Origin of the sequence: Microbacterium helvum, assembly GCF_014779795.1 — a bacterium.
Taxonomy (GTDB): Bacteria; Actinomycetota; Actinomycetes; order Actinomycetales; family Microbacteriaceae; genus Microbacterium; species Microbacterium helvum.
Map to the genome: position 1 here is coordinate 459,898 of NZ_JACXZS010000001.1, position 13,259 is coordinate 473,156.

Genomic DNA, 13,259 nt, shown 5'->3' on the forward strand with positions numbered 1-13,259 from the left:
AGTACCTGTGCACCGTCGATAGGATGACGCACATCGCGGGCGTGCTCGTGATGTGACCCGGTGCGGGGCGGGGTCGTGACGACGTGTGAGGCGGGGGGCGGATGACGCTCGCGGGTGAGGATCTGGGGGCTCTGCTCCTGGAGAGCAAGACGACTGCGCCGATCTTCAACCCCGCGTACGTCCGTCGCACCGGTCTCATCGACACCCTGCGCACAGGCGACTCCCGTCTCGTCACGGTGACGGCGCCGGCCGGCTACGGCAAGTCGTCGTTGCTGACCGAGTGGTGGCAGACCGAGGATCGTGCCACCGGCTGGCTCACGCTCCGCGTGGAGGACGATGATCCTGCCTCCCTCATCCGCCTCCTCGCACACGTATGCGAGCGACTCGCGTCGACGGCGGACTCCGTCTTCAGCCGGATGGCGACCACCAACGACAGCGTGCTGAGCCGCATGGCTCCCGCGCTTGCGCTCGCCCTCTCCCGGTGCGAGCAGTCGTTCGTGCTGTTCATCGATGACGTGCACGTCCTGGAGCACCCGGAGTGCATGGACGTGCTGGAAGTCGTCCTCACCGGCGTGCCCGACGGATCGCAGGTCGTGCTGGCAAGCCGCCGCCACCCGACGAGGCTCGCGCGCGGCAGGGTGGCGACCTCGGCAGCCGAGATCGGCGCCGCCGACCTGCGGATCGATGTCGACGGGGCCGTCAGGATCGCCGAGCAGGCCGGGGCCCACGTCGAGCCCGAGACGCTCCGGGAGTGGGTGGAGCGCTGCGACGGCTGGGCCGCCGGGCTCCACATGTGCGCGCTCCTGTCCCAGCGCGGACCGTTCGCCCCGTTCGGCGATGACCTGCTTTCGGACTACCTGTATCAGGAGTGCGTGCGCGACCTTCCCGAGGACACACGGCTGTTCCTTCTCCAGACCTCGATCCTGGCCACGCACATTCCGGATCTGTGCGACGCGGTGCTCGAGCGCACCGACTCCTCGCGCGTGCTCCGCGATCTCGAAGCCCGCCAGCTCTTCGTCACGGCTGACCGCGAACACCGCACGTACCGGCTGCATCCGCTGTTCCGCGAGTACCTGCAGGGCGCGCTGCAGGACGAGCGTGCTGCGTCGATGCGCGAGCTGCACGGCCGTGCATCGGGGTGGTTCGCACAGCATGGCCAGCTGCCGGCCGCGATCGACCACGCGATCGCCGCCGAGGACTTCCCCACGGCGACGGCACTCGTCACCGCCGCCGCGCTGCCGGCGTACGAAGCGGGCCAGAGCGCGACGCTCGGCCGATGGATCAGCGAGATCGGCGACGCCAACCTTCTCCGCAATCCTTCGGCGGTCGTCGTCATCACGTGGTTCGCCGTGCTCGCCGGCACCGACGACGACGCCCGCAAGTGGAGCACGCTGCTCGGCCGGGTGGACGACGACGCCGAGGCGGTCGGTGTCACGGTCTCGTCGGCGAAGGCGATGATCCGCGCCATCATGATGGAGGACGGCATCGAATCGGCACTCGGGGATGCCGCGTTCGCCGTCGAGGTCGAGCCGCTCGACAGCCCGTGGCGCGACCCCGCCGTCCAGATCCTCGGCAGCACCCTGTTGCATGCCGGCAACGAGGAACGCGCGGTCACGGTGCTCACCGAAGCCATCCACATGGCCGACGCGCACGGCAACCCGGCCACGGTCGTGATCTGCGAATCCGAGCTCGCGCTCCTCGCCATCGAACGCGGCGCGTGGGAGTCCGCGGAAGAGCATGTCGAGCGTGCCCTGCAGACGATCCGCACCGGCGACATCGACGGCTACGTCATGACCGCGTACGCGCACGCCGCCGCCGCGTGCGTCGAACTGGCCGCGGGACGACGCACGACAGGACTTCGCCATCTCGCGACGGCGATGTCTGGGCGCCATCGCGCCGGAAGGTCCGTGCCCCTCCTCGGCGTTCCCACACGCCTGCTGCTCGTGCGCGCACAGCTCCGCATCGGCGACGGCGACGCCGCCGCGCTGCTGCTCAGCGAGATCGAAGAGATGCTCCCGCCGGGCCGGCACCGCATGGCCTTGGACGACCGCGTCGACGACGCGCGCAGGCTGATCCGGACCCACGTCAGAACCGTCGACCTGAGATCCCACTCAATCGCACTGACCGGCGCCGAGCAGCGGGTGCTGCCCTTCCTTCAGACGCACCTGACCCGTGTGGAGATCGCACAGCGCCTGTACGTCTCGCCGAACACCATCAGCACGCAGATGGCCTCGATCTTCCGCAAGCTCGGCGCCTCCACGCGCTCGGAGGTCGTCGAGCGCGCCTACGAGCTCGAGCTTCTGGGCGCGCCTTCCGGCATCGCCGCCGCGCGTTGATCGCGACCGGCGTTCTCGGGTTGCGGGCGGACACCCTGGGTGCGCTCTGCCGTGATCACAGCCTGCAGCCGCACGCCCGGGTCGGCGCGCGAGCTCGTGGCGAGCACTCGGAAGTCCGCCTCGACCAGAAGGCGACTGAGCTCTTCGACCGGCCAGTAGTACGCGGTGACCACGGCATGGGGGAACGCCTCGAGCCGCTCCCCGGTGAAGAACCCGACCAGTAGCCCGCCGCCAGGCCGGATCACCCGGGCAAGCTCGGCGAGGGCGGTCGGCATCTCGTCGGGGGTGAGATGGATGAGCGAGAACCACGACAGGATGCCGGCGGCCGAGGCGTCGGGAATGTCGAGGTCGGGCAGGCGCCCGGCCCGGAACGACACGTCGGGAAAACGCGTGCGGGCATGGTCGAGGAACTCCGGCACCATCTCGATGCCCTCCGCAGCGACGCCGTTGCGCATGAGGAAGTCCGTCCAGTGACCCGGGCCGCTTCCGATGTCGAGCACCGGGCCGCCCACACCCCGAGCCCAGTCGAGGATCAGCCGACGGTCGGCGGCGGTTGCGGCATCCACTGTTCCGAAGAGCTCGATGTACTCAGCGGAACGCGCACCATAGGCGGCGCGCACCTCGGCGCTCCTGACTCCGACGTGCTCGCTCTCCACCGTGTCAACGTAGCGCTACGGTGGCTGAATGCGATGCCGCTCAGCTCTGGTCGTAGGTTCGCTGCTGCTCTCCGTCACGCTGAGCGGGTGTGCCACTGCCACAGCCGCAGGGAGCGCAGCAGACGGGAGCGCCACCTCGCCGGCCGTACTCAGCGAGCCGACCCCGACCGAGGCCTCCCCCACGCCGGTGGACCCGGAAGCCGCGGCGGCGCACGCGAAGGCGCAGGCCTGGCTGGATGCCGCCGCTCTGCCGCCCGGTGCCGTCCGCTCCGAGAAGCCCGTCGGCAGCTACCTGTCGTACACCGGATGGCCCTGCGGTCCGATCGAAGAGATCGAGGCGTACTGGACGGTCCCCGACATCACCGTCGCGGACACCGCCATCTGGCTGCGCGACCACCCGACCGCCGATCTCATCACCTCCACGCCGTGGAGCTTCGACGATCCGACGATCGACTCGGCCATAGTGGGCTACATCCCCGCCCCGAACGCTCAGGAGGGCGTCGTGTACACCCTCGCGACGTACCGCGACGGTGTCGCCGTGCGGGCCGAGATCGCGGCCCTCACGGCTTCGGGCAGTTGTCCGCCGCTCCCCGACGGGGCGCAGTACGGAGCACCGGGGCAGGGATAGCCTGCCCACCTTGTCGCGCGGGCCGGGTGTGCGGTAATACTTGCCCATGACGGCGACTGCAGGTGGTCACCGGCCGAGCCGGATCCCGATCATCGGCCAGCTCCGGTCCTACCGGCGCGGGTGGCTGCGGGGCGACCTGATCGCCGGGGTCACCGTCGCCGCCCTCATCGTGCCGAAGAACCTGGGGTACGCGGGGATCGCCGGTGTACCCCTGCAGAACGGCCTGTACGCCGCCGCCGCCGGCGCGATCCTCTACGCGATCTTCGGCACGAGCCGGCAGATCTCGATGGGTCCGAGCTCGGGGCTCGCGGCCGTCGCCGCAAGCGCCGTGCTCGCCGCGGCCATCATCGGCGAGCAGGACGTCGCCTCGTTCGTCGCCGGGATCACCCTGGCCTCCGGCATCCTGTTCCTCCTGCTCGCCGTCTTCCGGATGGGCTGGATCGCACAGTTCCTCTCGCGCGCGGTCGTAACGGGATTTCTCTTCGGCGCGGCGATCGATGTCGTGATCGGCGAGCTGCCCAAGCTCACGGGGACCGAGACCGAAGGCGCGAACCCGCTCCAGGAGCTGTGGTCGTGGTTCGGGACGCTGGGAGCGACGCACCAGGCGACGGTGCTGGTCGGGGCCGTCTCGCTGGTGGTGGTCTTCGGCCTTCGGGTGGTCGCGCCGCGGGTCCCCGGCGCTCTGGTGCTCGTGGTGGGCGGATTGCTGGCGTCGGCGCTCCTCGATCTCAGCGCCAAGGGCGTGGCGGTGGTCGGCGATGTGCCCCGCGGCCTTCCCGCGCTGCAGGTGCCCGACATGGAGCTGATGTGGGAACATGCGGGCACCGTCGCTCTGGCTGCGGTCGCGCTGGTCATGATCGGCTTCTCGCAGACCGCGGGCGACGCGCGCACGTTCGCCGCCAAGCACCGCTATCAGATCGACATCAACCAGGAGTCCGTCGCCCAGTCGATGGCCAACATCGGCTCGGGGCTGTTCCAGGGGATGCCGGTGTCGACCAGCCTGTCGGCGAGCTCACTCAACGACCGGTCGGGCGCCAAGACCGGGGTCGCGTCGCTGACCTCCGGCGTCACGGTCCTGCTCACGCTGCTCGTCCTGGCACCGCTGTTCTCGGATCTGCCCAAGGCGGTCCTCGGCGCACTCATCATCGAGGCGGTCGTGAGCGGCATGATGGATCTTCCGGAGATGAGGCGACTGTTCCGGGTCAAGAAGGTCGACTTCTGGATCGCGATCATCGCGCTGCTGGGCACTCTGGTGTTCGGCGTGCTCGCGGGCGTGATCATCGGGATCGGTCTCTCGCTGGTGTGGCTGGTCGCGGTCGCCACGCATCCCGAGATGCCGGCCCTCGGGCGCGAGCGGGGCACGCAGGTCTTCCGCGAGGTCGCAGACCATCCGGACGACGAGATCGTGGCGGATGTCGCGGTGGTGCGGTTCGACGGCGGGCTGTTCTTCGCGACCGCGGACGCACTCGAGGATCGACTTCGCGAGGTGATCCAGGCGAACCCGGGTCTCACCGGGATCGTCCTGGACTGCGGCGGCATCAACTTCATCGACTCTCAGGGCGCGGCGTCGATGGCCGACGTCGTGGCCCTCGCCCGCGACGCGGGCGTGCAGCTGCGCCTGACCCGGCTGAAGCCCGGCCCCCGCACCGTCCTCGACCGCGAGGGCGTCATCGACATCCTCGGCAAGGACCATATTCACGGCAACATCCACCGCGCCGTCGAGGCGGGGCAGAGGGATGCCGCGAGCCGGCGCGATGACACCGACCCGGCGGGTTAGGGCGTCGCGGCCGACTCCCCTTCGCTCCCGCTCGTCATCGGCTCGTGACGATCGCGTTCACGAGGGCCTCGATGGGCGCGCGGGCCGCGCGCGGGTTGTCGAGCAGCACGAAGTCGACTTCGCTGAGCTGCGGCAGCCCCCACGCCGCAGGGGCGAGATCGAGCGTCTCGGGCACCATCGTCCGCGGGAAGACCGCGACGCCGAGCCCTGCCCGCGCGGCGGCGGTCGCCCCGTTCACCTCGCGCACGTTGCAGGTGATCCGCCAGCTGCGCCCGGCGCTCTCGAGCGCGTCGATGGCCGCTGCGCGAGAGATGCTGGGCGGCTGATAGACGATCAGCGGGACGGGTCCGTCCGGGTCCATGGTGAACGAGCGGTGTGCCACCCAGAGGTGCCGCTCTCGGCGGACCAGGCGCCCCTCGGGCGCGCCGGATTCCTGCTTGACGTAGACGAGGTCGAGCTGCCCCGCGCGCAGGCGCCGTGCCAATGAGCCGCTCTGCGCGACCGTGAGCTCGAGGTTGATCTGGGGGTAGAGCTGACGGAAGTTGCGCAGGATCTTCGGCAGCTGGGTGAGCGCGAGATCGTCGGCCGACCCGAAGCGGATCCGTCCGCGCATGGCCGAGCCGGTGAAGTACGAGGCGGCCTCGTCGTGGGCGGAGAGGATGCTGCGCGCGAAGCCGAGCATCGCCTGCCCGTTGTCGGTCAGCGCGACCCTTCGGGTGTCGCGCACCAGCAGCTGCCTGCCGGCCGCCGTCTCGAGCTTGCGCACCTGCTGGCTCACTGTCGGCTGGCTGAGGCGAAGGATCTCGGCGGCTCGCGTGAAGCTCAGTGTGTCGGCGACGGCGACGAAGCTGCGCAGCAGCTGCGGATCGAACACATGACCTCCTTGACTCGGACCAGCCTATTGAAGAATGCAATGACATTGATAGGTGAGATTCCTCTTCGCAATCTGTCGCCCCTGGCTACCGTCGAAGAGGTGAGCACCACGCGCGTCCCCGTCCCACCCTCGTCCATCGATCTGATGACGCAGACGGCGACGGCGCCGATCCCGGTCCTGCATGGCCGGCGCGGGTGGCGCGAGACGTTCAGCGCGCTGAGCGCGCACAACTACCGGCTGTACGTCTCGTCGATGCTGCTCGCCAACGTCGGCGGCTGGATGGCGAGGATCGCGATCGACTGGCTCGTGTTCGAGCTGACGGGCGACGTCGCGATGGTCGGCCTGGTGGTCGCGCTCCAGTTCGCCCCGACGCTCCTTCTCGGGCCGTGGGCGGGCGTCATCGCCGACCGCTTCTCCCGGCGCAGGACGCTGATGATCACGCAATCGATCGGAACGATCGCGAATGCCGTGCTCGCCGTGCTCGTGCTCACCGGGCAGTGCCGGCTCTGGCAGGTGCTGGCGGTCGCCCTCATCACCGGCACCTCCATGGCGGTCGACGGCCCGAGCCGCTCCGCGTTCGTCTCCGAGATGGTGGGCACGCATCGCCTGCGCAACGCGATCAGCCTCAACGCGGCGGTGTTCCACTTCTCCGGGCTGGTCGGGCCGGCTCTGAGCGGCATGCTGATCGTCGTCGTCGGCTCGGGCTGGTCGATCGCGGTCAACGCGACGGCATCCTTCATCGCGGTCCTCGCGCTCGCCTTCATGCGCCCGGGCGAACTCGTCCGCGCCCCGGGTGCACCCCGCGGCAGAGGCCAGATCCGTGAGGCGCTGCGCTACGCGATCGGCAAGCCGACGATCCTCTGGCCGCTTCTCATGCTGGCCGTCGTCGCCGTGTTCGGGATGAATCTGCCGGTGCTCTTCACAGCCTCTGCCGACGAGACCTACGACACGGGCGCGACGGGCTACGGCCTGTACAGCTCGCTCGCCGCCCTGGGCGCGCTCATCGGCGCGGTGCTGTCGACGCGTCGACGGGTGCTGCGGCTTCGCACGATCGTGCTGGCGACGATGCTGTACGGCGCGGTCACCGCCTTCGCCGGGCTCGCTCCGAGCTACGGGCTGTTCCTCGGCGCGGTCGTGGGCATCGGCATCACACGCCTCACCTTCGCCACCGCGGCGGAGTCGCTGACCCAGCTCTCGACGAATCTGGCGATCCGCGGTCGCGTGATGTCGTTCTACCTGATGACGGTGACGGGCGGTCAGGCGCTCGGCGGCATCATCATCGGCTCGATCGCCGAATCGGCGGGAGTGACGACGGCGTTCGTGGTGGCGGGCGGCGCCCCTCTGATCGCCGGAGCCGTCGCCTGCGTCGTGCTCGCGCGATCGAGGCGGCTCCGGCTCGTCGTGCGTTCGAGACGCGTGCGGATCGTCCAGCTCGCCTAGCCGGTCGCGACCGTCCCGGTCGCGATCGGCCCGATCGCGCTCGGCGGTCGACGCCGCCCCGGCGTGACGGCATCCATCCGGTTCACACCCGGGCGCGGTCGGGGTCGTCCACCGTCTCGGGGTCGACGGGGATCTCGCCCGGGCGATAGCGCGGCAGACGCGAGGCCGGGATGGCGGCGATCAGGCTGATGCCGGCGAGGATGAGGAACCCGAGCTTGAGCGTGCGCAGGCGCTCCTCTTCGTTGAGCGCCACGGCGGCGTCGATCTGCGCCTGGTCGGCGTCGGTGCGCTCCAGCACGGCACGCAGGTCGTCGTTGCTCACGAAGTTGACCTGGTCGAGGTCGACCTGCGCGACCAGCTCGGGAGGAAGCTCGGGGTGATCGGCGACGGCGTTGCCGATCCCGATGCTCAGCGTCGTGACCAGCACGGCGCCCATCACAGCGGTGCCCACGGCCGAGGCGAGGTTCTGCGTCGTGCCGCGGATCGACCCGACGTCGCCCGCCAGCGTCTTGGGCGCCGAGGTCACCAGCACGTTGAACACCAGCGTCACCAGCGCACCCTGGCCGATGCCGAACACGATGAGCCCGAGGATGGTCGGCAGCGTCTCCCAGTTGTTGGTCACCACGACCGACAGCCACACCAGCGCCAGCGTCGTCAGCCCGAACGAGAACAGGCCGATCGTGCGCGGCGAGTAGCGACGGTAGAACCGCACGATGAGCGTCGCGGTGACGAACACCGTGAGGTTGAACGGCATCATCGCCAAGGACGTGTCGAACGGTGTGCGGCCCTGCACCACCTGGATGTAGGTCGGCACGGTGAAGTTCACCGCCGCCTCCATCGCCACGATGATGAACATGGCGTACACCGCCGCGCGCTCACGGCCATGACCCAGCACCGACAGATCGACCAGCGGCTGCAGTCCGCGCCGCATTCGGCGCCGCGTCCACACGAAGAACAGCTGCCCGAACACGATGCCGAACACCACCAGGATCGGCGCGGGCGACATGCCCACCACCGAGAACGGGGCGCCCTCGCGCGCCTCGAGGATGCCCCACGCGTTCAGGTTGTTGAAGCCGACGGTGAGCAGCACGATCGCCACGCCGATCAGCACCGACGCGACGAGATCGATCTTGACCGCCGGGTTGCCGCGATCCGAGCGCAGCCGGAAGCTCAGGATGAGGACGACCACCGCCAGCCCCAGCGTGATGCCGAACACCGGCCGCCAGCCGACGAGCGTGCCCAGCGTTCCGCCGATGAGGAACGCGCTCACGCCCGAGAAGGCGCGCGCCGACCCCAGCGAGCCGACGGCGGTCGCCTGCTGCGCGCCCCGGTAGTTCTCGGCGATGAGCGCGACCAGCGAGGGCACGATGATCGCCGCCGCCGCGCCCGCGAGCACCTGCCCGGCGATCGCCCACGCCATCGACTGCGCGAGGATCATCATGAGCGACGACGCGCCGAACACCACGATCACGACCCGGAAGATGCGCACCCAGCCGACCCGCTGACCGAGCTTCGCGCCCGTCATCACCAGCGCCGCCACCGCGAGACCGTAGACCACGATCGTCGTGCTCGCCACCGTCGGCGGCACCCCGAAGTCCTCGACGAAGCCGCCCAGCGAGATCGGCAGCGCAGCCACGTTGAACGACATCAGCACCTGGGCCAGGAACAGCCCGACCATCGGGACCCAGGACCGCCGCTCGGCATCGGCCTGCGGCATCCGCTCGTCCATCGTCATGACGCGACTCCATCCAGATCGGACGCCCACCGTGCGGAGGCGAAGAGATTGAGGCCGAGCGCGCGCGACAGGTAGGCGCATGCGCGCTGGCCGCGGACGCTGTTGCCCGCCGCATCGAGGCGGGGCGAGAAGGCGCCCACGGCGCCCTTGCCGGGAGCGACCGCGACGATGCCGCCCGAGACGCCCGACTTCGCCGGCAGCCCGATCTCGAACAGCCACTCCCCCGAACGCTCGTAGAGACCGCACGAGGCGAGCACCGACAGCGTGTCGCGACAGACCTCGGCCGAGACGACCTGCTCCCCGGTGACCGGGTTCACGCCGCCGTCGGCGAGTGTCGCCCCCATGACGGCGAGGTCGTGGGCGTCGACGGCGAGGGAGCACTGCCGCGTGTACACGTCGACGGCCTCGTCGGCGTCGGCGGCGAGACGGCCGTAGCTGTGCAGCAGCTGCGCGATCGCGCGGTTGCGGTGGTTCGTCTCGGTCTCGGAGCGATACACCTCTTCGTCGAGATCGAGCGGACGCCCGGCGAAGCGCGACAAGCCGTCGCGCACGACGGCCCACCGCTCCTCGGCGTCCGATGTGGGCAGCAGCGCCGTCGTCGCGATCGCGCCGGCGTTGACCATCGGGTTCATGGGGCTGCCGGCGTTGAGCTCGACCGCGATCACCGAGTTGAACGCGAGGCCCGTGTTGTTGACGCCGACGCGCTCGTGCACGCGCTCGTGGCCGATCGCCTCGCACGCGAGCGCGAACACGAACGCCTTCGAGATGGACTGGATGGTGAATCGGATGCCGGCGTCCCCGGCCTCATGGACGCCGCCGTCGACCCCCACGAGGCTGAGCCCGAACCAGTCGGGGTCGGCCTGCGCCAGCGCCGGGATGTAGTCCGCGACCGTGCCGTCGTCGGCCGCCGCGTAGCGCACGTGGGCGGCGTGCACCAGCTCGTCCACTCGCATACCCGGGGGCAGCGCCCCGTTCGACGATTGCTGTGCGACGTCGAGCACATCTGCTTCGAACACGGAGCCCCCTCGGATTTCGGCGCGCTCTCGCACCCTATCGGCACCGGCAGCGGCGGGGCGTCTGCCTCAGCGTGCGTCTGCCAGAGGACCGTCGGGCGAGGAGTCGACGTCCCGACGCGGGCGTCTCCGCGGCGAGATCCGCTCGCTCAAGCTCGACGGTAGCGACTGACCCAGAGGCCGGGAACCGGCTCGAAGTCGGATTGGTGCAGGAATCCCAGCGACTCGTACAGCGCGCGAGCGGGAGCGTTGTCGCGTCCGGTGGCCACCTCCGTCACGGGTGCGAGCTCCATGACCTCGGTCACGAGGGCGGTGCCAAGACCTTGTCGGTGGTGGCTGGGACTGATCATGAGGCGGTCGAGGTCGACGACATCGTGCTCGATCGCATATCCGGCCGCCCCCGCGATCTGCTGGTCGTCGTCGAAAGAGGCGATCCATTCCAGGCCAGCCGAGAGCAGGTCCGACTCCGTCTCATGGAGCGGCGGAATACGGTCGTCACCGATCAGCTCCGCCTCGACGGCGTAGGCCTTGTGCTGGAGGTCGAGCAGATGCGGGGCGTGAACCCCGACTTCTTCCGCGGTAAGTCTGCGCATCCGCACGGTCCGGCTCTCCTTCGTACGCGGACGAGAAAACCCTCGGATGACCGGGGGTTTCTTGGCGGAGACGGAGGGATTAGAACCCGGTCTGGGCCTGCACGATCGACATCACATCGACATCACATCGACAGCGTCTGAGGCTGTTTGCCTTGGTTTGTGGAGGTTCGGGACTAAGTCGGGGAGCGTTTGGTGGAGTTCGCGGGGATTCGGATTCGGTTGTTCGCAGATTCTTCGCACCCTTCGTTCGATCTCAATACCCGCGTTCCCGGGCAATCACGCGAGAGCCGAGGGGTCAGGACCCGCAATCATGTGCAAGAGATCTCTTCCGTTGTTGACACGTCTGTTCACGGCTGGGTGGGGCGAGCGTGGCGCCATGCGCCCGGTCGAGCATCGCCGCGGAGCCGGCTCCGGCCAGCCATCCAGCTATCACGCTGCAGGCGACGGCGGGAGCACGATCGGGTCGCGCAGGCTCTGTCCGATCGCAAGGTTCGCGACCAACGGGATTCCCATGAGGCCGATCACGACGTCACGCAGCAGCACCTGGGCTCGGTTTCGCGGGGCGAACGCAGACTTCATGCGGATTGCGGCCTCCTGTTTCGCACGCACGATTCCGTGCAGCTCACGGCGATAGGCGGCGAATGCGGAGCGGTGGTCGCCGGCGGCTTCGTGCAGCGCGCAGGCGAGGACGTACGCCTCAACCATCGCAAGCGCGGAGCCCTGCCCGGCCAGCAGTGACGGGGCCGCACCGGCGTCGCCGATCAGCGCGACGCGGCCACGCGACCATGACGGCAGGAGGATCTGGCTCGCACGGTCCATATAGAACGTGCGCGCGTGCGGCATCTGATCAAGGATCGCCGGCACCTCCCAGCCGACGTCCCGCAGCCGTTCGCGGAGCAACTGTTGCTGCGCGGCTGTGTCGCCTTGCGGCGGCGTGTCGCCGTCGTGGCGGAACATGAAGCAGATCATCGTCGAGTCGTCGCGCAGCCCGATCCGGAGAGTCAGGGCGCCCACGACGGTATGGGTGACCGCGATGAGCTCGTCGCGCGGACGGTATCCCTCCAGGTCGAACGCGGCGACGGTGATGCCGAGGTCGCGTTCGAACTCCGGCTCCGGCCCGAACACCAGCGTCCGCACCCGGGAATGCAGGCCATCCGCCCCGACCACGAGATCGAACTCGCGCCGCGCACCACCGCGGAACTCGACCTGCACCCGGTCGCCGTCATCGTGGAGCGATTGCACCGTGTCATCGAAGATCGTCTCCACGTCACCGTCGAGAGCGTCCCAGATTGCAGCAGCCAGATCAGATCGCAGGATCGTGACGTACCCGCCGCCGTAGCCGTCGATGACGCGGAGAGGATCGAAGTGAGCGATACGTCGGCCGCTGTCGGATACCTCACGCGCCTCTCGGAAGCGATAGCCCTCCTGACGGAGCCGCGGCGCAAGCCCCATACGATCCGCGACTTGGAACCCGGAGCCCCAGAAGTCGACCGCGTACCCCCCTCGCCGCAGCCCTGGAGCGTGTTCGACGATTGTGGGCTCGTGCCCCGTCCGTCGCAGCCAATAGGCGAGCGTGGGTCCAGCGATCCCCGCGCCGACGATGAGCACCTTCATGTCGACCTTCCTTCAGATCAGTGGTCGAACTGTTGGTCTCATTACTATGTCGCCCCGCTGCCTTGGCGGCGAGAGTATAGGCGTGATCCCGGATCACGCCTATATCGTGAACCCCGCGCCCGCGCCGAGCCGGCACGATCCGGCAGAAGTGCCGGATCTGGGAGGTCCCGGTGGCACGATGGGGCAATGACGATCACAGCGATGACTGACCTGCCTTCCGGCACGCTGGGTTTCCACGCGTCCGGCGTCGTGTCGGCCGAGGACTACCGGACAGCGCTCGATCCCGCCTTAAGGGCGGCGCTCGCCCAGCACCGGAAGGTCAACCTGGTCTACGTGCTCGGTGACGACTTCGACCGGTACACCGTCGGTGCCATGTGGCAGGATGTGATCCTCGAGCAGATGCCGCACGACATGTGGGGTCGCGTCGCCTTGGTGACCGACCATTCCGGGCTCGCCGAGACGATCCATCTGCTGGCGTTCCTGTTCCCCGGGGAACTCAGGATCTTCCCCCTGGCCAAGCAGTCGGACGCCGTGGACTGGGCGGCGGGCATCGCGACCGGACAGGGATCTGCGTCGTCCGACTGAACGAGCGG

Annotated in this window: 11 protein-coding genes; 5 read left to right on the plus strand and 6 right to left on the minus strand. The window is 69.2% G+C overall.

Translation table 11 applies throughout. The features are described from left to right. Positions 1-101: 101 nt before the first annotated feature. Positions 102-2,336, plus strand: a complete 2,235-nt coding sequence (locus IF188_RS02090; protein ID WP_191170105.1) for a LuxR family transcriptional regulator — start codon at positions 102-104, stop codon at positions 2,334-2,336. Here the strand turns inward: IF188_RS02090 and IF188_RS02095 are convergent. Continuing rightward, a complete protein-coding gene (locus IF188_RS02095; protein ID WP_191170106.1) occupies positions 2,285-2,992 on the minus strand; it encodes a class I SAM-dependent methyltransferase in 708 nt (235 codons plus the stop codon). The genes IF188_RS02090 and IF188_RS02095 overlap by 52 nt on opposite strands. Positions 2,993-3,179: 187 nt before the next feature. On the opposite strand from IF188_RS02095, the gene IF188_RS02100 reads away from it, so the two are divergent. Beyond that, positions 3,180-3,620 carry a hypothetical protein gene (locus IF188_RS02100; protein WP_191170107.1) on the plus strand — a complete coding sequence of 147 codons (441 nt, stop codon included), beginning with the start codon at positions 3,180-3,182 and terminating at the stop codon, positions 3,618-3,620. Positions 3,621-3,666: 46 nt separating this feature from the next. After that, complete coding sequence (locus IF188_RS02105) at positions 3,667-5,397, plus strand: SulP family inorganic anion transporter (protein WP_191170108.1); 1,731 nt, start codon at positions 3,667-3,669, stop codon at positions 5,395-5,397. A 34-nt stretch (positions 5,398-5,431) separates the two neighbouring features. Here the strand turns inward: IF188_RS02105 and IF188_RS02110 are convergent, their stop codons facing one another. After that, positions 5,432-6,271, minus strand: a complete 840-nt coding sequence (locus IF188_RS02110; RefSeq protein WP_191170109.1) for a LysR substrate-binding domain-containing protein — start codon at positions 6,269-6,271, stop codon at positions 5,432-5,434. A gap of 99 nt (positions 6,272-6,370) precedes the next feature. On the opposite strand from IF188_RS02110, the gene IF188_RS02115 reads away from it, so the two are divergent. After that, positions 6,371-7,711: an MFS transporter gene (locus IF188_RS02115; protein ID WP_191170110.1), complete on the plus strand. Its 1,341-nt coding sequence runs from the start codon at positions 6,371-6,373 to the stop codon at positions 7,709-7,711. Between the two features lie 82 nt (positions 7,712-7,793). On the opposite strand, the gene IF188_RS02120 is transcribed toward IF188_RS02115, so the two are convergent. The 4 genes from IF188_RS02120 to IF188_RS02135 form a co-directional block, all read right to left on the minus strand. Next, entirely contained in the window at positions 7,794-9,446 is a 1,653-nt protein-coding gene (locus tag IF188_RS02120; protein WP_224751283.1) for an MFS transporter, read from the minus strand. Next, positions 9,443-10,462, minus strand: a complete 1,020-nt coding sequence (gene glsA / locus IF188_RS02125; protein WP_396652721.1) for a glutaminase A — start codon at positions 10,460-10,462, stop codon at positions 9,443-9,445. The genes IF188_RS02120 and glsA overlap by 4 nt, the downstream gene beginning before the upstream one ends. A 146-nt stretch (positions 10,463-10,608) precedes the next feature. Then, on the minus strand, positions 10,609-11,052 hold the full coding sequence (locus tag IF188_RS02130; RefSeq protein WP_191170111.1) for a GNAT family N-acetyltransferase: 444 nt from the start codon (positions 11,050-11,052) through the stop codon (positions 10,609-10,611). 429 nt (positions 11,053-11,481) lie between these two features. Next, complete coding sequence (locus IF188_RS02135; RefSeq protein ID WP_191170112.1) at positions 11,482-12,666, minus strand: FAD-binding domain; 1,185 nt, start codon at positions 12,664-12,666, stop codon at positions 11,482-11,484. Positions 12,667-12,867: 201 nt separating this feature from the next. Here IF188_RS02135 and IF188_RS02140 point away from each other — a divergent pair, with 201 nt between their 5' ends. Further along, on the plus strand, positions 12,868-13,251 hold the full coding sequence (locus tag IF188_RS02140) for a SpoIIAA family protein (protein ID WP_224751284.1): 384 nt from the start codon (positions 12,868-12,870) through the stop codon (positions 13,249-13,251). Positions 13,252-13,259 lie beyond the last annotated feature (8 nt).

Excerpts from the sequence above, each read along its gene's own strand:
- IF188_RS02105 (WP_191170108.1), top strand. The coding sequence starts at position 3,667 with ATGACGGCGACTGCAGGTGGTCACCGGCCGAGCCGGATCCCGATCATC.
- IF188_RS02140 (WP_224751284.1), top strand. The coding sequence starts at position 12,868 with ATGACTGACCTGCCTTCCGGCACGCTGGGTTTCCACGCGTCCGGCGTC.
- IF188_RS02130 (WP_191170111.1), bottom strand. The coding sequence starts at position 11,052 with ATGCGCAGACTTACCGCGGAAGAAGTCGGGGTTCACGCCCCGCATCTG.
- IF188_RS02135 (WP_191170112.1), bottom strand. The coding sequence starts at position 12,666 with ATGAAGGTGCTCATCGTCGGCGCGGGGATCGCTGGACCCACGCTCGCC.
- IF188_RS02120 (WP_224751283.1), bottom strand. The coding sequence starts at position 9,446 with ATGACGATGGACGAGCGGATGCCGCAGGCCGATGCCGAGCGGCGGTCC.
- IF188_RS02090 (WP_191170105.1), top strand. The coding sequence starts at position 102 with ATGACGCTCGCGGGTGAGGATCTGGGGGCTCTGCTCCTGGAGAGCAAG.